The 22,927-nt window shown below is 46.8% G+C and carries 14 protein-coding genes and 1 pseudogene; 7 read left to right on the plus strand and 8 right to left on the minus strand.

What is annotated here, in order from left to right; translation table 11 throughout:
* Positions 1-4 precede the first annotated feature (4 nt).
* The 6 genes from P9L94_09855 to P9L94_09880 all read left to right on the plus strand — a co-directional run bounded on the left by P9L94_09855 (position 5) and on the right by P9L94_09880 (position 9,994).
* A complete protein-coding gene (locus P9L94_09855; protein MDP8244373.1) occupies positions 5-2,854 on the plus strand; it encodes a molybdopterin-dependent oxidoreductase in 2,850 nt (949 codons plus the stop codon).
* A gap of 36 nt (positions 2,855-2,890) precedes the next feature.
* Positions 2,891-4,075: a respiratory nitrate reductase subunit beta gene (locus tag P9L94_09860; protein ID MDP8244374.1), complete on the plus strand. Its 1,185-nt coding sequence runs from the start codon at positions 2,891-2,893 to the stop codon at positions 4,073-4,075.
* A 31-nt stretch (positions 4,076-4,106) separates the two neighbouring features.
* Complete coding sequence (locus P9L94_09865) at positions 4,107-4,964, plus strand: hypothetical protein (protein MDP8244375.1); 858 nt, start codon at positions 4,107-4,109, stop codon at positions 4,962-4,964.
* Positions 4,961-5,626, plus strand: a complete 666-nt coding sequence (locus P9L94_09870; protein MDP8244376.1) for a molecular chaperone TorD family protein — start codon at positions 4,961-4,963, stop codon at positions 5,624-5,626. Before P9L94_09865 ends, P9L94_09870 begins: the two co-directional genes overlap by 4 nt.
* 269 nt (positions 5,627-5,895) lie before the next feature.
* Positions 5,896-8,184 (plus strand): multiheme c-type cytochrome, encoded by a 2,289-nt coding sequence (locus P9L94_09875; protein MDP8244377.1) that lies wholly within the window; start codon positions 5,896-5,898, stop codon positions 8,182-8,184.
* Positions 8,177-9,994, plus strand: a complete 1,818-nt coding sequence (locus P9L94_09880; protein ID MDP8244378.1) for a CRTAC1 family protein — start codon at positions 8,177-8,179, stop codon at positions 9,992-9,994. Before P9L94_09875 ends, P9L94_09880 begins: the two co-directional genes overlap by 8 nt.
* A 275-nt stretch (positions 9,995-10,269) precedes the next feature.
* Here P9L94_09880 and P9L94_09885 read toward each other — a convergent pair.
* The 8 genes and pseudogenes from P9L94_09885 to P9L94_09920 all read right to left on the minus strand — a co-directional run bounded on the left by P9L94_09885 (position 10,270) and on the right by P9L94_09920 (position 20,575).
* Positions 10,270-10,406: pseudogene (locus tag P9L94_09885) on the minus strand (IS5/IS1182 family transposase).
* 2 nt (positions 10,407-10,408) lie between these two features.
* Positions 10,409-10,711 (minus strand): alpha/beta hydrolase, encoded by a 303-nt coding sequence (locus tag P9L94_09890; protein MDP8244379.1) that lies wholly within the window; start codon positions 10,709-10,711, stop codon positions 10,409-10,411.
* 578 nt (positions 10,712-11,289) lie between these two features.
* Positions 11,290-14,367: an efflux RND transporter permease subunit gene (locus P9L94_09895; GenBank protein MDP8244380.1), complete on the minus strand. Its 3,078-nt coding sequence runs from the start codon at positions 14,365-14,367 to the stop codon at positions 11,290-11,292.
* A gap of 24 nt (positions 14,368-14,391) precedes the next feature.
* Positions 14,392-15,519 carry an efflux RND transporter periplasmic adaptor subunit gene (locus tag P9L94_09900; GenBank protein MDP8244381.1) on the minus strand — a complete coding sequence of 376 codons (1,128 nt, stop codon included), beginning with the start codon at positions 15,517-15,519 and terminating at the stop codon, positions 14,392-14,394.
* A gap of 7 nt (positions 15,520-15,526) precedes the next feature.
* Positions 15,527-17,206, minus strand: coding sequence for a glycosyltransferase family 39 protein (locus P9L94_09905; protein ID MDP8244382.1), 1,680 nt, complete (start codon positions 17,204-17,206; stop codon positions 15,527-15,529).
* 385 nt (positions 17,207-17,591) lie between these two features.
* Positions 17,592-18,968, minus strand: coding sequence for a HAMP domain-containing sensor histidine kinase (locus P9L94_09910; protein MDP8244383.1), 1,377 nt, complete (start codon positions 18,966-18,968; stop codon positions 17,592-17,594).
* Positions 18,961-19,647 (minus strand): response regulator transcription factor, encoded by a 687-nt coding sequence (locus P9L94_09915; GenBank protein MDP8244384.1) that lies wholly within the window; start codon positions 19,645-19,647, stop codon positions 18,961-18,963. The genes P9L94_09910 and P9L94_09915 overlap by 8 nt, the downstream gene beginning before the upstream one ends.
* Positions 19,648-20,254: 607 nt before the next feature.
* Positions 20,255-20,575, minus strand: coding sequence for a metalloregulator ArsR/SmtB family transcription factor (locus P9L94_09920; GenBank protein MDP8244385.1), 321 nt, complete (start codon positions 20,573-20,575; stop codon positions 20,255-20,257).
* 492 nt (positions 20,576-21,067) lie between these two features.
* Here P9L94_09920 and P9L94_09925 point away from each other — a divergent pair, with 492 nt between their 5' ends.
* Positions 21,068-22,756, plus strand: a complete 1,689-nt coding sequence (locus tag P9L94_09925; protein MDP8244386.1) for an FAD-dependent oxidoreductase — start codon at positions 21,068-21,070, stop codon at positions 22,754-22,756.
* Positions 22,757-22,927: the final 171 nt, after the last annotated feature.

Here is a 22,927-nt window from a genome sequence, read left to right on the forward strand (position 1 = left end):
CATCATGACGAAACCAGACCAGACGCAATCCACGGGTGTTTTAATAAACCGACGGAATATGCTTCGCTTGGGCGGAGGGCTTGGCGTCGGGGCGTTGCTGACTTCTGTATCCCATTCGGCGTTGCAGGAATTTGACATCATTAACGCCGATCCGCTGAAAGAATACGCCTACCGGGGGTGGGAAGATTTATACCGCGAACAATTTACCTGGGACCGCGTCGTCCGCTCAACGCACTCGGCCAACTGCACGGGGTCTTGTTCCTGGAAAGTCTATGTAAAAGACGGCGTCATGTTGCGCGAAGAACAAGCCGCTGACTATCCGCGCATCAGTGAAGACCTTCCTGATTATAATCCGCGCGGCTGCCAGAAGGGCGCATGTTTTGTTGAATACGTTTATGGCGCCCAGCGCCTGAAATATCCGCTGATTCGAACCGGCGAGCGCGGCGAAGGAAAGTGGCGGCGCGCCAGTTGGGATGAAGCGCTTGAATACGTCGCGGAAAAAGTCGTCGATAATATTTATAATTATGGCCCTGACACCAATACGTTTTTCTCTGTTATCCCCGCCATGTCGCCAGTTTCATTCAGCGCTGGTTCCCGGTTTGCGCAATATGTGGGAGGCGTGTTCTGTTCTTTCTATGACTGGTACTGCGACCTGCCGCCGGGAGAGCCGATTACCTGGGGCGTACAGACCGAATCGTGCGAATGCGCAGACTGGTTTAATTCAAAATATATCGTCTTGTGGGGCAGCAACATCAACCAAACCCGCATCCCCGACGCTCATTATGCGTGGGAGGCGCGCTACAACGGCGCCAAAGTCGTCTGCATCTCACCCGATTACAACAGCAGCGCAATTCATTGCGATCAATATATCCGCGTCAATCCAGGCAGCGACGCGATACTGGCGATGGCGGTTTGCCGGTATCTAATTGAGAATGATTTATGTGATACTCCTTACATTAAAGAACAAACGGATATGCCGTTATTGGTTCGGTTGGACACAAACCGCTTTTTGCGCGCATCCGACCTGGGCGCGGGCGACGAACAAGCCGAGTCGCAATTCTTCGTATGGGATTCAAAATCACAAAAGCCGGTTGCGCTGCCGGGTTGTATGGGCAGTGAAAAGAAAAACCTGCTGCTGGGTGAAATTGATCCAGAACTTCGGGGCCAATGGACTGTCCAACTGGAGAACGGTGAATCCTGCGAAGTGACCACCGTGTTTAATCAATTAGGCGTTCTGCTGAAAGACCCGATTTATTCACTGCAAGGCGCCGCGCAACACTGTGGGATTGACGAGCAGGATTTGCAAACATTTTTCAATGATTTTGCTACCCGCAAGCCTGCCATGATTATTCACGGGGCGGGAACGAACCATTGGTACCACAATGACCTGTTGAACCGGGCGATGATTCTTGTCGTTGCGCTGACTGGCAATGTCGGAAAGAACGGCGGCGGGTTTAACCATTACGTCGGACAAGAGCGCATTTGGCCTGAACACGGGTTCAAGACGTTGGCCTTCCCAGAGGGCGCCAAAAAACAGCGCTTCCAGAATATGACGATGTGGACCTATTGCCATTCTAAGCAAAACGACCCTCATCTGATTAACGGCAAACTGGTTGAAGAGTATATTTTGGATTCTGTCCGCAATGGTTGGATGCCGCTATGGCCAAAGAATGATTGGGCGGCGTTACAGCCCGAACAGATGCACGACCTCCCGCGAAAGCCCCGCTCGTTATTTGTGTGGCGCGCTAACTATTTGAACCAGGCCAAAGGCAACGAAGCCATATTGCGTTCTCTCTGGAAAGATTTAGACCTGATCGTCGATATCAACTACCGTATGGATACGACCGCGCTGTATAGCGACGTGGTCCTTCCGGCTTCGTCCTACTATGAAAAAACCGATTTGAATTCGACCGATTGCCATTCCTACATGCACCCGTTTTCGAAAGTGCTTGATCCATTATATGAATCGAAAACCGATTGGGATATTTTTGGCGCGCTGTCGAAAAAAGTCGCTGAAGTCGTGAAGCGAAAAGGGTTGCAGCCGTTTCAAGATGAAGAGTTGGATTGGGAGAGAGATTTAACGAAACTTTATGAAAATTGGACATCGGATGGGGCAATTACAACGGATGAAGACGCGTGTAATCATATTTTATCTAATTCGCCCGAAACCGAAGGCATGACCTACCATAACATCCAGAGCGGCCCTAAGCGCTTTGTTAAAATTGATGAAGAAGCGTGGAACAGCGATATTGAAGAAGGCCGCGCTTATACGCCATTTACTCACCAAATCGAGAAAAAACGACCCTGGCGTACATTGACGGGCAGGCAGCAATTTTATATTGACCACCCCTGGTATCTTGATCTGGAAGAGCAACTGCCCGTTCATAAAGAGCCGCAAGACGACCCCGAATTTCCCTATTATTGGAACACGCCGCACGGTCGGTGGTCGATCCATTCTACCTGGCGGGACAACCGCTACATGCTGCGTTTGCAGCGTGGGTTGCCCATCGTATATATTCACCCCGATGACGCAAATCAAAAGCAAATTAAAGACAACGATTGGGTGCGGGTGTTTAACGACCAGGGCGAGACCGTGGTGAAGTGTAAAATTCTTCCCGGCGAAAAGAAACGCCGCTTGACGATGTACCATGGATGGGAAAAGTTCCTTGGATTTCAAGAGGGCGGTTGGCAGTCGCTGACCTACATCAAAATCAAACCAACACAGTTAATTGGACACTATGGCCACCTTAATTTCAAATTGAATTATTGGGGGCCGACGGGCAGTAACCGCGATATTAAAGTCAACATGGAACGCTATGACGGGCCCATTGCGGGCTTTGAACCATCGGCGTAACGCAGCAGTCCATTCGACAGATGAAAGGGACGAACAATGTCTGAACATCAATATGCAATGGTGATGGATTTAAATAAATGCATCGGCTGCCAAACGTGCACGATGGGTTGCAAAAAACAATGGACTGACCGCGACGGTACAAGTTATATGTACTGGAACAATGTGGAAACTCAGCCCGGGCGAGGATATCCCAAAAATTGGGATTCGATCGGCGGCGGTTTTGACAGCCGACGCAATCTTCGACCTTCGCCGCTGCCGCCAAAAGAAGATTACGGCGAAGCCTACGACTATGATTACAACCAGCGGTTGTTCAAGGGCGGAAACAAGCCGGTGATGCCCCACAAGCCGCCGACCTACGGGCCGAATTGGGACGAAGATGTGGGAGGGATGGATACGACCAATCCATATTTCTTCTATCTTCCGCGCATCTGCAATCACTGCACGCACCCCGCTTGCGTAGAATCGTGCCCGCGCAAGGCGATCTACAAACGCACCGAAGACGGCATTGTGGTCATCGATCAAGAACGATGCAACGGATACCGCTATTGCATAAAATCGTGTCCGTACAAAAAAATCTATTTCAACGAAGTTACGGGGAAAAGCGAGAAATGTATTTTCTGTTATCCGCGCCTTGAAAAAGGCGTGGTCAATGCGTGCGCGGCGCAGTGCCCCGGGCGAATTCGCTTTGTCGGGTTGTTGGATGACCCTGACTCTCCGGTCCATAAACTGGTCGTAAAATATAAAGTGGCGCTTGGCTTGTTTCCTGAAAAAGGGACGCACCCGAATGTCTACTATATCCCGCCGTTTAACCCGCCCAAGGATGGCAAAGCCAACGGTCGCGTATTGGATGATCCGCGCTTGCCGTTAGATTACTTGAAATATTTATTTGGACCAAAAGTACTAAAGGTAATTCAGTTCCTTGAAAATGAATTAGTGAACTCTCAAAATGGCGAGGTCAGCGAAGTGTTACAGCTCCTGATCGGACGGTCTGGCGAGACACGATACCGCATCGTTCCCAAAACGGTGAGCGAGTCGACGCCGGCTGACGTGAAACAACAGGTTGATTCGATTCAAAGCGGTTCGGATTTGACCCTGATGGGGACGCCGCCGATAATCGGGCTTAACCAAGGCTCCCGCACAACGCCCTGTAACACAGACCAGAAAAACACCGCTGAATGCAGTTCGTGCGCGCTTCAATCAAACTGCGACAACATTGGATGAAGGCCTCAGGCCGGAAGAGGAGATGTTCTCCATGAAACAATACATTCTGCTGGTTTTAATCGCCGGAATATTCACCGCATCGCTTTATGCGGCGGATGAAAATGGCGCGATTGTGATCCCCGTTGACGCTGCCGCTTCGACGACCGGGATCGACGATTTATATAATCTGAACCACCCGGCCTGGGCGCAGGCGAAAGAGACGGCGCTTCATTTTCATCGTACGCCGCCTCTTTATAACGACGGCCCCTATGACGACGGCGAACGCCCCGTCGCTTCGGTGCGCTTCATTCGGTTTAGCGACAAGACGCTGGTTTTGCGTCTTGAGTGGAGCGACTCGACTGCCGATCAGTTTGAACAAGGCGTTCGCTATCCAGACGCGGGCGAATCCCACGTTTACAAAACGCATACGTCAAACACCAATCAATTCGGCGATTCCGCTTGTTTGATGGCGCCGAAGTCTAAAACGCCAATGCCAGCGTATCCGTCTATGATGATGGGCGATATAGCCAACCCGGTTGACCTGTTTTTCTGGCAGGCGGGCAGAGGATTTTCATTATTGCAGGCGCATGGGCGCGCATCGACAGCGGCAGCGGCAGCGCAAACGCAAACACAAACACAAACACAAACACAAACACAAACACAAACACAAACACAAACACAAACACAAACACAAACACAAACACAAACACAAACACAAACACAAACACAAACACAAACAGAACAAGCACTGAATGGGAAAAGTTTCCGCCAGGAGAATGGCTGGGCCGTTATTTTTGTTTTGCCTGACCTCTCCGCTTCCACTCCCGTTTGTTTTGCCATTTGGGATGGAGCGAAACAACAGCGGGACGGTTTGAAATACTATAGCCTCTGGTACGAGATTCAATCATGAAATTGCCATCTAACTTTGAGCAAAACGAATCCATTTTGAATGACTCATTGCCGTTTGCCTTCCTCCATGATTTATTCCGGTACCCAACCAGCGCTCAGTGGGAATGGATAACCCAGACGGACGTGCGGACTGCTTTAGGCGCATTATTCCAACAATATGGAATAACCAACGATCAGGACGCAAATCTATATCCAGCGTCTTATGAAGAATATGAAGAGTCTTTCATTCGATTGTTCGAAGTGGGCGCGCCATGCCCTGATTGTCCGTTGATCGAATCTCATTGGAACAAGAAAGACCCGACGCCCAAGGTTCTGCATGAGAATATTTTGTTTTACAAAGCCTTCGGATTGCGATTGAAAAAGGAAGCGGAAGAAACCGCGGACCACCTGCGGTTTCAGTTGGAGTTTTATCGGCATCTAACCGCTTTGGCAGCCGAAACGGCTGACAGTCCTGAACGCGCCGACCATTATCAACAAATCATGCAGGCAAGAAGGGATTACTTACAACGGCATCTTTTAAATTGGGTGCCCCTTGCCGTCGAGAAGGCCATTGAAACCGCTCCCGAATCTTGTTTTGCGAATTGGATGCGCCTGCTGGGCGCTTGCGTCGCCGATCAATTTAATCTGGTCGACCAGGAAATGCAGAATGGACCACTTGAATGACATGGAACTGCAAACATGACATCAACGGCTTTTGCGAGAAACGAAAGAAACTCTGCGCGCCAGATAGTAAAGGCTGCGTTTTGCATAAGCGATTCAAGTTTGTAGAAATCAACAACCCAAAATCAATGCCAACGGCCCAAAAGGCGACCAAGACGCAAATAGACTTAACTGACGAAACCTGAGTTTGCAACAGCGATTCTGCCTTCACAAGCGCGTGACGGTTCGCAGACAGAAACTTCCAGATTAACAGCTACGGGATGTTGAAGCGGATGAGTGACAGCGTAACTACAATAAAAGTTGATACGGCCCGCGAGTGGTCATCCTGGTTGACTTGTCTGACAGTGGGGATTCTTCTGTATGAATCAATCACTGGATTTGCCATTCTATTTCTGCCCTTCAGCCTGTTTAACCAATTCTCCGTCCTGTTGCATACATTGATTGGCTTGATCTCATTTCTGCCGACTGCGTGGTATTCATACACTCATTGGAAAGTTCGGAGAGTGGGGAGTTTAAGCCACTATCAGGTTGTTGGTTATGGGACGTTTATTTCTCTATTTATTTGCTTTGCCAGCGGCGTTGTTTTGACGCTTCAAGCCGCCTTTGGCCGCCGCATCGACGCATTCTGGGATATGGTGCACATTGGGTCGAGCATTGTGTTCTTCCTGCTGATGACGCTTCATATCATGACATTAGTTTTTCGTAGCGCTGGCGGGTTGAATTTAAATAATACGGGAGACGCGAAGGTTCGCTTTTATGTTCGTTCTTCGGTCAGTTGCGTAGCGCTGTGTCTTGTTACGTTCGCTTCGTTGTTATTGTATCCCAGCCAGCAATGGAACCAGCCGTTTTCTCCTGACTATGATTGGCGCTTTGGCGAAGACCGCCCGTTTGCTCCGAGCTTAGCCCGCGTCGATTACAATGGACGCGAGACCGAAATTGTGAGCGCGGTGATGGAGCAATTGGAACCAGCCAAACGGGAAGCCTTTTCTCAAGCGTACCGTAACCACGAACGCGCGCGTCTTGGCTTGTATCAGCAAGTGACCAACAGCCTGAGCGATAGCAATGCGCCCGCAAATGTTCGAGAGAAATTTGAAGAGCGATTTTCTGACTATACCAAGTTTGTAAGCCAGTGGGGCGCCGTCGATCCAGAATTGCTCGCTGGTTCGAGCCGGTGCGGGACCTCTGGGTGTCATGATGATATTTACCAGGAATGGGCGCCTAGCGCCCATCGGTATTCGGCCCTCGATCAGATGTTTCAAAAAACGCAAGAATTCATGGCGGTTGAAACCAGCCCGGAGCAAACGCGCTATTGCGCAGGCTGCCACGATCCGATTTCGCTATTCGGCGGGGCAAAGAATAAATCAAACATTACCTTGAGCGCAAAAGGCTCAGATGAAGGCATCTCGTGCGTAGTCTGTCATAGTATCGTACAAGCAGATACGCAAGGAAACGCTGATTATACGCTTCAACTTCCGGTCCCGTATTTGTTTGAAAAATACGACGATGCGGCGTCGTCATGGATCAGTGATTTTTTAATTCGCTCTTATCCACGCCATCATGTCGAATCATATTCGAGAACGCTTTATAAATCCGCAGAGTATTGCGGGGCCTGTCACAAGCAATACATCGACAAAGAAGTCAATACTGATATTGGTCGCGTTCAAGGCCAGAACCAGTACGATAGTTGGCGAAAGAGCCATTGGTATGACGAAGAAAATCCTGACAATACCATCACATGCCGTGAATGCCACATGCCCTTACAAGCAAGCGATGACCCGTCGTCCGGCGACCCGTATGACTTCAACCGAAACCGGAATGACCAGAAGCATCGCAGCCACCGGTTTCTTGCATCCAATCAATATATCCCGGTATTTCATCAACTGCCGGATGCAGACCTCCACGTTCAATTGACTGAGGATTGGCTGCGCGGAGAGATCGAGATTCCTGAAATCGCAGATCGTTGGGTGACAGGGCCGGTCGTTGAAATGGAAATCCAAGCGCCCAAGCGCGTTAAACCAGGCGACGAAATTCACATCCAAGTGCTTTTGGTGAATAACAAAACCGGGCACGACTTTCCAACAGGCCCGTTAGATATGATCGAATCATGGCTGGAACTGATTGTTAGCGATGAGCGCGGTGAAGTCAGATACCACGCAGGCGCCATTGATGATGGAGGAGATGTGCTCGAACCGCCTCTTATATTCAAAGCAGACGGCTTTGACCGCAAAGGAGAATTAATTGACCGCCATAATTTATGGGACATGGTAGGCGCCCGATACAAGCGGGCAATGTTTCCCGGCGTGTCTGACGCAGTCAATATCTCGATGTTATGCCCTGAGACGTCTGTGAAATCTACCGCATCTTCACCAGAGCGCTCCGGCGAGTTTGATGTCCTCATTCCCCAGTCATCAGAAAAAAGCGCATTACATGTGACCGCAATCCTTTGGTATCGAAAAGCCAATGCGGCTTTTCTGAAACGCATTTATGGGATCGATACGGAATTCCGGTCTCCCGCTACCGATATTTCCCGCGCAAGCGCCGTGATTGAGATTGATGCGTAAACCAAAGCTAACCAGAAGCCGCCGCCAATTTCATCTGATCGTGTGGAGTATCCTGACGGGGTGCATCGTAATTGGAGCGCCGATTTTCCTGTATTGGATTTATCAACCTGCCGATTCTGTCTTCGATCCGTATGGAGAAAAAATTGACGGAATTACTAACGTCCACCTTCAAGAGAGCGATAATACAGCGCCAGAAATCCAATTTGATGAGGTCGCTGAAAAATCAGGCATTGTATTTCATCATTTTCCATTTGAACGGAATTCCTACATTGTTGAAGACATGGGGGCTGGGCTGGCATGGGGCGATTATGATGGCGACGGTGACGAAGACCTTTTTCTCGTGAACTTTTCAGCGCCATTTAATGGACAACAATCAGAGCCGTCTTCAGGCGCTACACATGCGCTTTATCAAAATCAAGGAGACGGGACCTTCGTCGATGTCAGCAAAGAATACGGAGTTGATTTGTCTTCGTATGGCATGGGCGCCGCCTGGGGTGATTTTGATAATGATGGCGATTTAGATTTGTACGTCACGAATATTGGCTCAAACCTTCTCTTTCAAAACAATGGAAATGGCGGCTTCACAGAAATCGCAAAAAATGTCGGCCTAGATGATGACCGCTTTGGGGCCGGGTGCATGTGGGGCGACTATAACCGTGACGGCTGGATCGATTTATATGTTTGCAACTATGTGGATTTTGTATTTCGTGAAGGGGATGTCAAACGCAAATCAAAATTCAACCGGCTGGAATATCCCCATACGTTGAATCCCTCTTCATACGCATCGCAACCCAATCGGCTCTATCGGAATAATGGGGATGGAACTTTCACGGATGTCGCAGAATCTGTAGGCGTTGATAACCCGGAAGGGAGAAGCCTTGCAGTTTCGTGGACCGATTTTGATCTGGACGGCTATGTGGATTTGTACATTGCGAACGATGTTTCCAGCAATGCGATGTATCGAAATATGGGTAACGGAACGTTCGAAGACGTCAGTTCGAGATCGCTGACTGCTGACTACCGGGGCGCGATGGGCATTGCGGTCGGCGACTATGATCGCGACGCCGATCTTGATCTTTTTATTACGCATTGGCTCGCGCAAGAAAATGCGCTCTATCAAAATATGATGTTTTTTATGGGCATGAAACAAGACGCCGATCAGGCGTTGTTTTTTACGGATGTTGCCGATGAGTTTGGGCTGGGGCAAATTTCGTTAGATATGGTTGGGTGGAGCACGTCGTTTATTGACTTTGACAATGACGGCTGGCTGGATTTATGGATTTCTAATGGAAATACGCTTGAACAACTGGATGAGGTGAAGCGATTAAAGCCTCAAGCCATATTGTTATTTCATCAACAGCCAGAAAAGGGATTTTATGAAATCGGCGCCAAGGCATGTGATGCATTATCTATACCGACTGTTACGCGAGGCGGCGCCTTTGCCGATTATAACGCCGATGGACGGATTGATTTTGCGTTGCAACAACATGGAGAATCACCGCTGTTGTTTCTGAATACCACCCAGAATACGCATAACTGGATTCAAATCGAATTAAAACAGAATAAGTATAATACTCAGGCGTTGGGCGCGAGAGTTATTCTAAAAACAAACGATGGGCTGCAACTGCAACAAGTCGGTTCACAGGCGTCTTATTTATCTCAAAACCAAAACATTCTACATTTTGGTTTAGGGGAAAACGATGCAATCAATGAAATTCAAATTTTCTGGCCGGATGGACGCGAAGAAATAATCCGCGAAGTGGATGGCATCAACCAAAAACTAACTATCATTCATGAGCCAGAATATTAAATGAATGGCCTATTTGATGCAGTCGAAGACAGAACAACACGGCTTTATAGTCGTTGCCAGAAATCTGTGCGGATTGAGTTTTCATAACTGTATCTAGTCGATCCTGAAAAAGTGTTGTTTCAAATTTTCATTGATGTTTAGAAGACGACTTGTCCTCTAATGGTTTTCGCTTGGTTGTGAAATCTCATGTTGAAGGCAGCAATCCTTTGACGCAAATACTGAAAAAGGGCAAAAAGAGCCCGCTGTATGCGCAGTTTGACCAAAATCAAATGTTAGTTCCAACCGCAGGCGCACAGGATCGCATTGATACATAGTCGCCAAGCGTCCCCTTTAGGTCGTTTCTGTCCAATCGGCTGCTTTGTTTGATGTGCCCGATTGTGGTCTCAATCGCCGAGCGTCTTTTCATCCACTTTTTCAACGATTGAACGAAACACCTTGTTCTTTTAGATAGCGGTCGTCGGTACAGAGTAAAACTGCGAGTTGAGCGCCAGCAGAATGTCCACCAACGATGACTCGTTTAGGATCGCCACCATAGCCAGCAATATGTCTGTGCACCCACCCAAACGCTTTGGCAACGTCGCGAATCAGAACATCCATCTCCACGTTGGGTAAGAGACGATAGTTTGTCGCGACGAAGACCATTCCGCGCTCCGTCAACACTTTGGGTTTCAGCGCCACATCGCTCTTATCACCAGTTTGCCATCCGCCGCCGTATATCTTGGCACAGAGGGAAGCGCAAATTCACCACCCTACATTGGGTGTAATAGATGTGACAAACGAAAACCCGGTTTTCTTAAAGATTGAAAACTAACAGCATAACGTCAGTTTGCATACACATCCATGTAATCATGACTTCCGGCAAAGCCGGAGGGTTACTCTTTTTTAATTAATCTTCCGAAATTTGAGTGCTTTTTTATAAGTTGAATTGAGGTTTCGCTTCGTGAGGCATGGGTACAACTCTGCTCGCTTCAGTGCGGGCTTTCAGGCCCTTACGCACAGGCGCTCCCAGAGTCGCACCCATGCCGGAATACGTTTTAGGAATCAAAATCATGGCCATCCATCAATGTAGGTACTCATTTACCGGATGAACCTTTTTTAATTAATCTTCCGAAATTTTATCCGTTTAGAGCGTTTGACAAAATACCGTGCGTAAAGCGCGCCCGTAGGGCTCAGCGATAGATACAGTTACGGAAACTCAATCCGCACATAATTCTGGCAACCACTATAAAACATACTGCAACCACCTGATGCAGTATTAGAAATTGTGAGAAATCTAAAATCTCGAATTTTGTTTTTCAGGCGCTTTCTTTTTGCGTTCTGCAGCCAAATTTAGCGTACAATGCAGGCATGAAAAACAGATTCAATACAGTAGAAGTAATTAGCCCCCACACGATGACAAGCGCCATGGGATATTCAATTTCATACCCAGGTTGCAAACCACCGATCACGATTGGAAGCAACGCTAACGCAGTTGTTAAAGCAGTCATCAAAATTGGAGCCAAGCGTTCTTCGGCTCCGCGAATAACCAACGGTACGCCGAAAGGCATTTTTTCTTCATCTTCTAAATAGCGATAATGGCTTATTAGCATGATGCCGTTCCGGGCGGCGATGCCCAATACAGTAACAAAACCGACAAGTGATCCCAGAGATAAAACGCCCCCTCCAGCAAATGCTCCCATGACGCCGCCGATTAAAGCAAAAGGCAATGTCAGAAAGATTAAACAGACCAAACGGATCGACTGAAAATCGGTATAAAGAAGAACAAGGATCCCCATAATTGCCAGCGCGGTTAGAGCAAACAAGCGTTGTTTTGATTCCTGACGGGCCGCAAATTCACCCAGAAATTCAGGATGATATTCTAAGGGGAAATTATATCCCTTTACTTGTTGCTCAACGTCTCGAGCGACACTGCCGAGATCGCGTCCTTCTACATTGCAAGTAACATCAATATAGCGAGAAGCGCCTTCACGTTTGATCAGGTTTGGCATGTCGCCGATATAGACATCTGCTAAATCTTTAAGTGGGATATAAGCGCCTTGGGGCGTTTCGATTAATAAGTTTCGCAGCGATGATAAATCATTACGTATTCGCTCGCTGCCGCGAACAACGACTTCTACTATTTTTTGGCCTTCATATAGTTCTCCAACCTTGTGACCATGAACTAAGGTCGTGACCGAACGCCGGATGTCGCCAGGGGAAAGGTTGAAGCGCTTCGCCATTTCCGGGCGCAGTTTCACTTTGATTTGAGGCACGAGAACTTGCTGTTCTACTTTTAAATCTCGGATGCCATTCACATCAGAAATGACTCCTGCGACGCCTTCAGCCGTCTCTCTTAATTCTGCCAGATCAGGGCCGTAAATTCGCACAACAATGCTGGCGCTGGCTCCGGTTAACACTTCTTTGATGCGTTCACTCAAATATGTGAGCACGTCCCGATATAACCCGGGATAGCCATAAACCACTTCTTCTACTTTTGCCAGTGTGGTTTTGTAGTCAGCCTCAGGCGCAATGCTGATCCATAATTCCGTAAAATTCGGCCCAACGACTTCATCGGCGACTTCGGCGCGACCAATGTGAGAACCAAAATTTCTGACGCCGGGAATCGCCCGCAGTTCTTTGCTGACGCGAATGGTTAAGCGGTTCATTGCGTCGAGCGAGGTCCCGGGTTTTTCAACCCAATGCATCAAGAAATCCCGTTCTTGAAATTTCGGAAAAAATTCTTCTCCTAAATTGGGTACGGCTATCGCCGCTCCAATCATGGCAATCACTAAAAATACGACAACCAGGGATGGACGCGAAACCGTCATTGGCAGGACTGAGCGATAGATGCGCTTTAAGACCGAAGTGAGCGGAGGGTCTTCATTTTCATGTTTCACTTGAGGCAGAAGCATGAGAGACAACGCCGGCGTCACGGTAAGCGCCACAATCAACGACGCTAAAATGGCAAGCACATAAGAAAAGGCGAGCGGTTTAAAGAACGCCCCCGCTAGGCCCTCTAAGAAAAATACCGGAAGAAAAACAAGAATAACAATCAGGCTCGCATACACGATTGCGCTTCGTACTTCGAGAGAGGCTTTCAGAACAACCCAAAACGAGGAATCGGGATTCCCTGCCTTTGCATTTAACCGAAGACGACGTGCGATGTTTTCCACATCAATAATGGCGTCATCGACAACAGAGCCTAATGCGATTACCAGCCCTGCAATGACCATGGTGTTGATGGTTTCGCCTTGGTGGTGAATGACAAGCATGGCTGCGATTAGAGACAACGGAATCGCAAGCGCGCTGATTAACGCTGCTCTCCAATTAAATAAAAATGCAACCAGAACAATGACGACCAGTACGCAGCCAATCAACAGAGCGTGCGATAAATTTGTTAACGCGGTTTCAATAAATGTGGCGGGGCGAAATATAGTTGAATCAACAAGAACATCGCCTAAGCCAGGGCGCAACGTTTCAAGAACGGCTTCAACCTGCCGCGTGACATTGAGAGTATTTCCCCACGGGTACATTTCGACGATTAATAATAATCCCGGGCCATCGTTTATAATAGCGTCGCCAATCGGCGGCGGGAAACCGATTTCAACCTTAGCGACGTCGCCCAAACGAATCGGCGCTCCGTCTTGAAATTTGATTAATGAATTTGCTAGGTCTTCTGTATTTTTAATTGGTGAATCATGGAAAATCGCCAATCTTTGGTTGGGCGTATCCAGAAAACCACCAGCGCCTAACGTGGTAATATCTTGTGCGGCAGTGATGACGGAGTCTAATGGAATGTTATGTAAGCGAAGTTGTTCAGGTTCGACAATGATTTGATATTGCCTGTCCCGCTGTCCCCAAATCGCGATATTCGCTACGCCGGGCAATGCCATCAAACGTGGCCGGATGGTCCATTTGGCCAGTTCCGTCATGTCCATCTGAGATAATGTGTCAGATGACATTCCAATTTTCATGACGCGGCTGGTTGACGAAAGAGGGGGAAGAATGACGGGAGCGCGGGCAACCGCAGGAAGACGTTCTAACTCAGCGGTGAGCCGTTCCTGAACCAGGTGATGCGCCGTATTCAGGTTTGTGCCTTTTTCAAAAAATAATGTGATTGACGAAAGCCCAAGGACGGATTTAGACCGGAGTTTTGTAACCAGCGGTGTTCCATTCAGCGCATTTTCTAAAGGAAGAGTAACAAGGCTATCGACTTCTTCTACGGAAAGCCCCGGCGCTTCGGTTTGAATTTCAACCCGTGGAGGAGCGAATTCTGGAAACACATCCAGACGAGTATCTTTGGCTGTGCGAATGCCGACGATGATTAAAACGACGGCCAATGCGAGCACAAGCACGCGCATTTCAAGAGCTGTAGTGATGAGCCATTTCATCATGGCGAAAAACACCTATAAGGATAATTATTTACTGTTTCCAAACTCTGTTCCAAACAATTCCGCAGCTCCATCGGTAACCAACTGGGTTCCTGGCTTTGGGCCGGAAGCGATCACTGCATCCTCGTCCTTCACAAATAACACTTCGATTCGGCTTCTTTGATACGTGTGTTCGCTCAACTTTTCATATACCCAAGCGTCGCCATGAATGTCATACAAAACGGACGACCAAGGCACTGTTGAATTCTCTTCATTCCCTTTTAATTCCAGGCTGACTGATACGCGCTGTCCGGTGCGAAACTGGCTTTGCAGATTAACCATTTCATAAAAAAGGTTAATCGTCACTGAATCGGGGTTTGCAGATGGAGGAGCGGATATGGAGTGGGCCAAGGTTGTTGATTTGCCCGGAAAGTCAGACACATTTCCGACATGCGCCATCGCTTCGGATTGAATCCGTTCAACATCGCCAACATACACTGGGACGCGAACCCAGACTGTTTCATTATTGAGTATTTCAAATAACGGCGCGCCAGCCGCAACCGATTGTCCGACGGCAACGAACAGATTTTGTAAGATACCATCATCAGGCGAGAGGATTACATTGGATTGAAGCGTTCCGGCTTCTGCATCAAGGTTCGTACGGGAAAGCAATGAAAGCCTGGCTTGCGCAGACGATAATTCTTCTTCCGCGAGGCGTAATTTGGCTTTTGCGTCATCAACCGCCCGGGCGTTGCCTACTTTATCTTCCAGAAGTTGTTCTGTTCGGTTCAATTCAATTTTTGCGGCGTTGATCTTAACTTTGGCGCTTTCGACTTGTCCTTGCGCTTCAATACGGGTTGAAGCGAGCGAGGCGTTGGCTTCGGCGAGCCTAACTCTTTCTGAGGGAGTTAATACATCTCGTTCAGGCGTCAACAATGGTAGATACGCAAGAACCGCCTGCCCTTTCGCGACGAGGCTTCCAGGTTTTGGAATTTCGCTTTCGGGCGGCGGTTGAATTTCGCCGTTAAACGGCGCAGTAACGGAAATTAAGCGGCCCGGTGGAGTAAGAATTTCCCCATTGTAAGTTTGGCGCCGATTGACGGGTTTTACTTCAACAGGATGAGTAACGATGCCTAGCCTCTCTTCGGCTTCAGGCGTTAGAGTTATATTTGCCAAGTTGCTTTCATTGGTATACTGGTTTACTTGAGCTGGCACTGAGTGTTTTTAGGTTATAACAACCAACTGTCGGACAGGTTGATGAGAGCATAAAATACCGCGACTGCCTGTGTTGTATATCCTCATTGCTTTTCGCAACAGCCATCCCCAAAGGCAAGTCGCTTCTTAAAACTAATTTATAGTCATCAAATAATTCATCCGTTTGATTTAAGAAGTCAATACTAGCTTTTCTTTTCATGCTTTTACTTAAAATAAAATAATCTCTATCTATGTCATTCAATGCAGTCGAAATAACTTCACTTTCCGGGCTATGGACCATGTTAATTTGGCCATGCGTATAGAATGACATTGTGTATCCGTTTTTACCAATATAATACAATTCAGGTTGTTCTTGATTTTCAGATAAATCTTGAAATTTAGAGATGATTTTTTGTTGTTCGGCGTGTTTTTGCAATAATGCATTGCTGAAGACGCCGAGCGAAAGACACAAGACAGGCACAATAAGAACAGCCAGAACCAACACTTGATTGCTTAAAAATAAGACGCCATTTTCTGAAGAGTTTCTTAAGCGAAACGGTTGGGCGTCCATTCCATTTTTTCGAAGCACTAAATGAAAAACCCACACCGCAAGTATCGCAAATGGAGGCAAGGAAGGCAGCGCATAGGTAAACACGATATTGCGCGCGAAACAAAAGAACACAAGCGGCGTAATGAACCAAGCGAGAAGATACCAACTCCAGATATCATTAAAAACTTGAAAAAACTTCATTCCCTTCATTCGTAACCAGGCCAGCGCCGCAATGAACAGAATGCTCCAGGGCATGGTATCAATTAAGGCATAAACCAATATTGTTCCACGCGCGCGCTTATGGCCGCTGCCATATAAGTCACCTTCCCAGCCTGCAACGAAAAAGCGCTTAAAATGCTCCCCCACAAAATAGTAATCGAGAAATCCAGGCGTCCTGAATTCAGCCATTACATGCCATGGAACTGCGATGAGGGAAGTCAACAAAAAACCAGTGACTAAAGGAAACCTCTTTATAGCGTTACGCCATTCGGAAGACAGGACTACGCCAACAAAAACTGGCAGAATAATAAATACGATTCCGATGAGTCCTTTTGATAATACGCTGAGACCAATCCCCGCAAAAAAACAATATGCCCAAACATTGCGCAACCCTTTAGCCTGACTCTGCATTGCAAAGGCGAATGAGACCAGTGAAAATGTTATCGAAAACACGAGTGGAATATCGGTTAAAACAGCGCCGGACATCATAAAAAATAATGCAGTCGTTGACAGGACAATCGAACAGTAGACGCCAAACAACCGGCCTTTTAACAGTTCGCCGAGTTTGAAAGTGAGTAAAACGGCAAGAACACATAACAGAAACGATGGAAGCCGCGTACTAAATATTGTGGCTCCAAAGACCGAGATGCTCATTGCATTCAGCCAGAATAATAGAGGCGGCTTCCCCCAGAATGGCGTCCCGACTTCAATTTGTGGAGTGACCCAATCATTTTCGGACACCATGTTTCTCGAAACTTCGGCGTATCGTCCTTCGGAAGGATGAAACAAAGGCAAATCGATAATCAGATATAACCGAGCAATTATTAAAAAACAAAATATAGAAACAACAATCACGTAAGGTAATTTCTCGGCTCCAAAAAAATTTCTATTATTCATCATCAAACTCTTCTCTGAATATATTTCGAATTATTAATAGTGATTAACAACCAGTTGTTTTTATTCAAGAATGATTGTAATACATGCAACATTACAGGAAGATTACAGGTGGATTAAAAAACACGTTTTTCAGTTCGAGGGGGATGGAAGTAATGGAGGCTGAATGCTTTAATTGCGCTATGTCGATGGTTAAATGTAGTGAATTATCGGCATGGGTGCAACTCTGCTCGCTTCAGTGCGGGCTTACAGGCTCTTATACACAGGCGCTCCCAGAGTTACATACATACCTTATTTAGTATGTCAGTTTTTGATATACAGGAATACGTTTTCGTAATCAAAATCTTGACCATCCATCAATGTAGGTACACAATTACCGGATGAACCATCGTTACTGGATGGGCAACGTAAAATAAAATTCACTTCCTACATCAGGCGTGGAAGCGACCTCTAATTTGCCGCTGTGAGCGCGCGCAACCGATAAGGCCAGACTGAGACCGAGTCCGTTTCCCGGTTGAGCCCGGCTTTTGCTGCCGCGGTAAAATCGCTGAAAAATCTTTTCACGGTCATCATCGCTTATTCCGATCCCCGTATCTTTTACCATAACAACGCATTCGTTACTGCGCTGTACTAATTCTATCCAGATTTCTCCGCCAGGCCTAGTATATTTGACTGCATTATCAACCAGATTTGCGATAGAACGTTGAATCATTCGTCGGTTTCCATAGACTTGAACGGCGCCATTTACTTTGGTATGAAGACGAATTTTTTTATCTTCAGCAACCGGGGCGAAACACTCAGCGGCAATCGAGACAATTTGGTTTATGTCAAATGATTCTGATTCAAGAGTCTCTAAATTAGATTCTAGTTCAGAAATATCGAGCATCGTATTAATGATGTGAAGAAGTATGTCGCACTCTTCGATGACGTCTTCACAAATTGCTGCACAATCGTCAGAGACATTCTCATGACAAATCCACTGTTCTGCGAGTCCGCGCATGCGCGCCAAAGGGCTGCGCAGATCGTGGGCAATATTATCATTGACCTCTTTCATTTCATTCATCAATTGCTGGTTAGCGTCTGCCATGCGGTTAAACGCTTTACCCAATGACTCAAGTTCAATTCCATATTGCGAAACAGGAACGCGTTGTTCAAAGCGCCCTTGTGAAATATGGTTCGCAGTATTGGTTACATCGTTGATGCCCTTCACCGCGTAATGTGAAATGCTGCGCCCAACGATGATCCCGGCAAGGATGATGCATGAGACAATAACGATTGACAAAAACTGAATGAAATTCAATAGCGCCAATTGATCGTCAATAATGAAACCAATTTGTATTACTACACCGTTAGGCCCTCTTGATGAAATTATTTTGGCGGTATGGCCCGATTCGACAAAATGAATTGTTTCGATCTGATGATCACCTTGGCTATCATCAGTAGACAAAAAACCGTCAATTACACTCATCTGCCAAACAGAATCATCATAAAAACTATAAATGGATTGTCCGTTAACATACCAACGAAACAACATCTCAGACGGGTCGTCCGATTTAAAGTCATCATCAAAATAGTGTAAAGCCGCGTCTCTTGATTCCATCTCAATGATTCCAAGATATTCGTCTATGTCATCCTGTAATTCGTCGTCGATCTGTGTATGAATAAATCGGGCGATCGAAACATTTAACAATGCAAAGCCGATGATTGATGTAAATACGATCACGACCGCATAGGAAAATGCAATTTTAAATGAAAGAGTATTAAACATTGCTTTGAGGGTCCTCGAACACATAACCGACGCCACGAATCGTCTTGATGAGCCTTTCGTTATGTCCATCGTTGAGTTTGCCGCGCATACGGCACATGGTTGCCTCAACCACATTCGTCTGTGGATCAAAATAGTAATCCCACACTTGGTCCATAATCATTGTTCTTGACACGACGCGGCCTTTGTTTCTCATCAAATATTCAAGCAGAGTAAACTCACGGTTGTTGAGGTCGATACGCTGTCCATTTCTTGTAACGATATGCTTGGAGCGGTCGAGATTGACATCGCCAATCTCAAGGGTGGTCGCATCCGTCTGCCCAGTTGAGCGGCGCACCAAGGCGCGAATGCGTTCAAGTAACTCAGTAAACGAAAAAGGTTTCACCAAGTAGTCGTCGCCTCCGACCCGTAAACCTTTCACACGGTCATCAATTTCACGTTTAGCGCTTAGAAATAGAATCGGCGTGTTGATATTTTTGTTTCGGGCCTGTTCAACAATTTCATAGCCATTCATTTCAGGAAGCAGAATGTCAACCACGGCGGCGTCATAAGGATTGTCGATCAAATAGTGATAGCCATAAGCACCATTGTCGCAATGGTCTACCGTGAACCCCGCTTCTTTAAAGCCATTGATCATAAATGAGGCTATCTTTTTATCGTCTTCAATTAGTAATATACGCATTTCACTTGCTCGACAAAATTTAATTTTTACTCACTTGATTAACCACTCGCTTTTCAAAAGATAATTATATGACAGTAAGATTACAACAACATTACAAATTCAAAATAAAAATTTTGATCCAGATGTTCCATTTTTTTGTTCTTCCGTATATTAGATATTTTTTTATATAAATTGAATTGAGATTTAGCTGCATTTGGCATCAAATTCGCGGCGATATATCAAAGTAAATACGTCTTAGACGAATGAACCATAAATCTCATCATTATGCGCCTGAAGATGAGCATAAATCATGGTTGTTCGAGGCTCACATTGTTCTTGCGCTAATGAGTAAATCTTGTAGGAATAAGAATGATTCAGAATCTCGAAAGAAACGAGTAAAGCCAGTTATACTATCCTAATACAATTCTATGCAATTCTCATTTTGTCTACGTTTTTTTTCATTTTGATAAAATACTGCCTGGCATATTCTAAAATTCATCAAATGCGTTCATTCGCTCACAACGCAGAAGAATTAAACCTAAAAATATAAAGATCAGAGAGTTATAAAAAAGAAAAAGGCGGTGAGGACATCACCGCCTATCAAAAGAAAAATGGTATGTAGGGCTTTCTAACCAATGGCTCTGCGCAATTTTTCGTACTCCGCGAAATCATCGCGAAGCGTCTGACAAACGGTTTCACAAATTTCAAAAACCATATTGTTGCTCACTTGATATAAAACTTTGGTGCCGTCACGGCGAAATATCACTAAGCCCGCTTTGTGAAGAGCGTTCAAATTTGCTGAGGCGGTACCGTGTTTCAGGCCGGCTTTTTCAGCGATATCGCTAACGCTAAGTTCTTGTTCTTTCAGCAAATGCAATATCTTAAGGCGTGTGGGTTCAGACATTGCTTTAAACCGCTGCGCAATCAACTCAAAGAGGTCTTCGTTCATTTGCATGGTGCATGTCTCCGGTTTTTCCAAAACGATCATGTCTGATGCCACTCCATTGAAACAGGATTTACTTTTAGCAGCGCGCTGTTCAACCACACATCAACATAGTCATTTTGACTATCAACCCCATAGTGCTTGGGATTTCTATTACTTTTTTGCAAAACTGAAAATCTTTTCTTCTATACTGCAATGGTTGTACAAAAAGCAAGATGTTTGCCATTATGTCTTTTCGTCTCAAAAAAATAATCTTTGGGAGATCCCATGCAATATTTCATCCCATCTGATTTTTACATTTCCCTCAAGAATTTTTCATTCAAATGGTTTTTTGTTAGACAGACACTTTAAATTTATAGGCATATACCCATATCTTTCTTGAAAGAATTAGTTGCTATTTACTCATAACAGCGGTACGTTCAATTCACACGCGTCCGTCGAATATGGGCCGGATTGGCGTATGATGAAACCATCTGATTCTTTAGGGAGACTTCAACGATGAATGCAGCAAAACAGAGGAAAATTGTTGTGATCGGGGCTGTCGCTGGTGGAGCCAAAAGCGCCGCCAAAGCGAGACGGCAAGACCCGTATGCTGAAATTACTATTTATACGGATGAAGAATATATTTCGTATGCTGGCTGCGGAGAACCGTATTACATTGCGGATGAAATCAAAGACAAAAAACAACTCCTGGCGCGAACGCCTGAGCAATTTGACGAAAATATGGACATTCAAGTCCACACCAGCCATCGCGTCACCAAAATTGATCCCAAAAAGAAAGTCGTTGTCGTCAAAGCGTTAAAAGAAAATAAAGAATTTGAAGCGCCGTATGACGCGCTCGTCATTGCGACGGGAGCGAGGCCCTTTATCCCGCCAATTCCAGGCCGCGAGCTGCCCGGCGTTTATCAATTGCGAACGATCCCCGACACGCTTGCGATTCGTGAAAAAGTAGATAGCGGAACCGTAAAACGCGCGGTGGTCGTCGGCGGGGGGTATATCGGCCTGGAAATGGTCGAGAGCCTGACTGCGCGCGGCATTCAGGTCACCGTCATTGAACGGTTGCCTCAACTGGCGCCTCCTTACGATGAAGACGTTGCCAAGCATATCAACAATGAATTGCTCAAACACGGCATTGGGGTGCGCCTCAATGAATCCGTTGAGGAAATCATCGGCTCGCCGGAAACAGGCGTCCGCGCGGTAAAGGCAGGCGGCGAGATCATCGAAACCGACCTGGTGCTGCTTTCGGTTGGAATTCGACCAAATGTCGAACTCGCCAAAGACGCGGGGATATTGACAGGCCCCACCGGAGCGATTCAGGTCGATAAGCGCATGGAGACGAGCATCACAGATATCTTTGCGGCAGGCGACTGCGCGGAGACCTTTCATCAAATTACAGAGAAACCAGTTTGGATCGCGCTGGGTTCGACGGCGAATAAAATGGGGCGCATCGTCGGCATCAATATCACCGGAGGCAACGCGAAATTCGCCGGGGTTCTTGGGACTTCAATCTTCCGTGTCTTTGGCCTGAACGTCGCGGGTACGGGATTGATCGAACGCGACGCAATCAAGGAAGGCTATGATATCGAAGTCGCGGTCGTTCCCGGCGGCGACCGGCCCCATTATATGCCTGACGCAAAGCGCGTCATCATTAAACTGATCGCCTCCAAAAGCAATCGGCGCGTTTTAGGCGCCCAAGTGTGGGGCGATGGAAAAGTCGATAAAACCATCGACACCATCGCGACAGCCATTCAGTTCAAAGCGACCGTCGATGACTTACAGCAGTTAGACCTCGCCTATGCGCCGCCGTTCGCGCCTGCGCTTGGCAACCCGATTGTCGCCGCCAATGTATTGATGAACAAACTTGACGGCTCCACCGAAGGCGTCTTACCCGGCAAAGTCATCGAGCAGAAAGAGGCGAAAGACGATTTTGTGTTTCTTGATGTTCGCGGACCGAAAATCATGAAAGAAGTTTGCTTTGAAGATTGCGAAAACATCCCGATGAAAGATTTGCGCAAGCGTTGCGAAGAACTGCCGCGCGACAAAGAGATTATTACGTCGTGCAACATCGGGTTGAACGCCGCGCTGGCGTACCGCGTCTTGAAAAGCAACGGCTTTGAAAAAATCAAATATATGGACGGCGGCATAACGGCGTTTCCTGAACCCAAGCGCGGCCCAGCGGCGGAATAGGACATACATAGAATAAATTCTGGTTCTTCCGTAAAGTTGATACTCTTTTTATCTCTTTGCATCTGGCATGGGTACAACTCTGCTCGCTTCAGTGCCAATGTCATTGACTTAAGACTTTTAGCCCCCCTTTTTAAGGGGGGCCGGCGCTGAAAGCGCCAGGGGGGATTCGGG

Source organism: Candidatus Hinthialibacter antarcticus (assembly GCA_030765645.1).
Taxonomy (GTDB): Bacteria; Hinthialibacterota; Hinthialibacteria; order Hinthialibacterales; family Hinthialibacteraceae; genus Hinthialibacter; species Hinthialibacter antarcticus.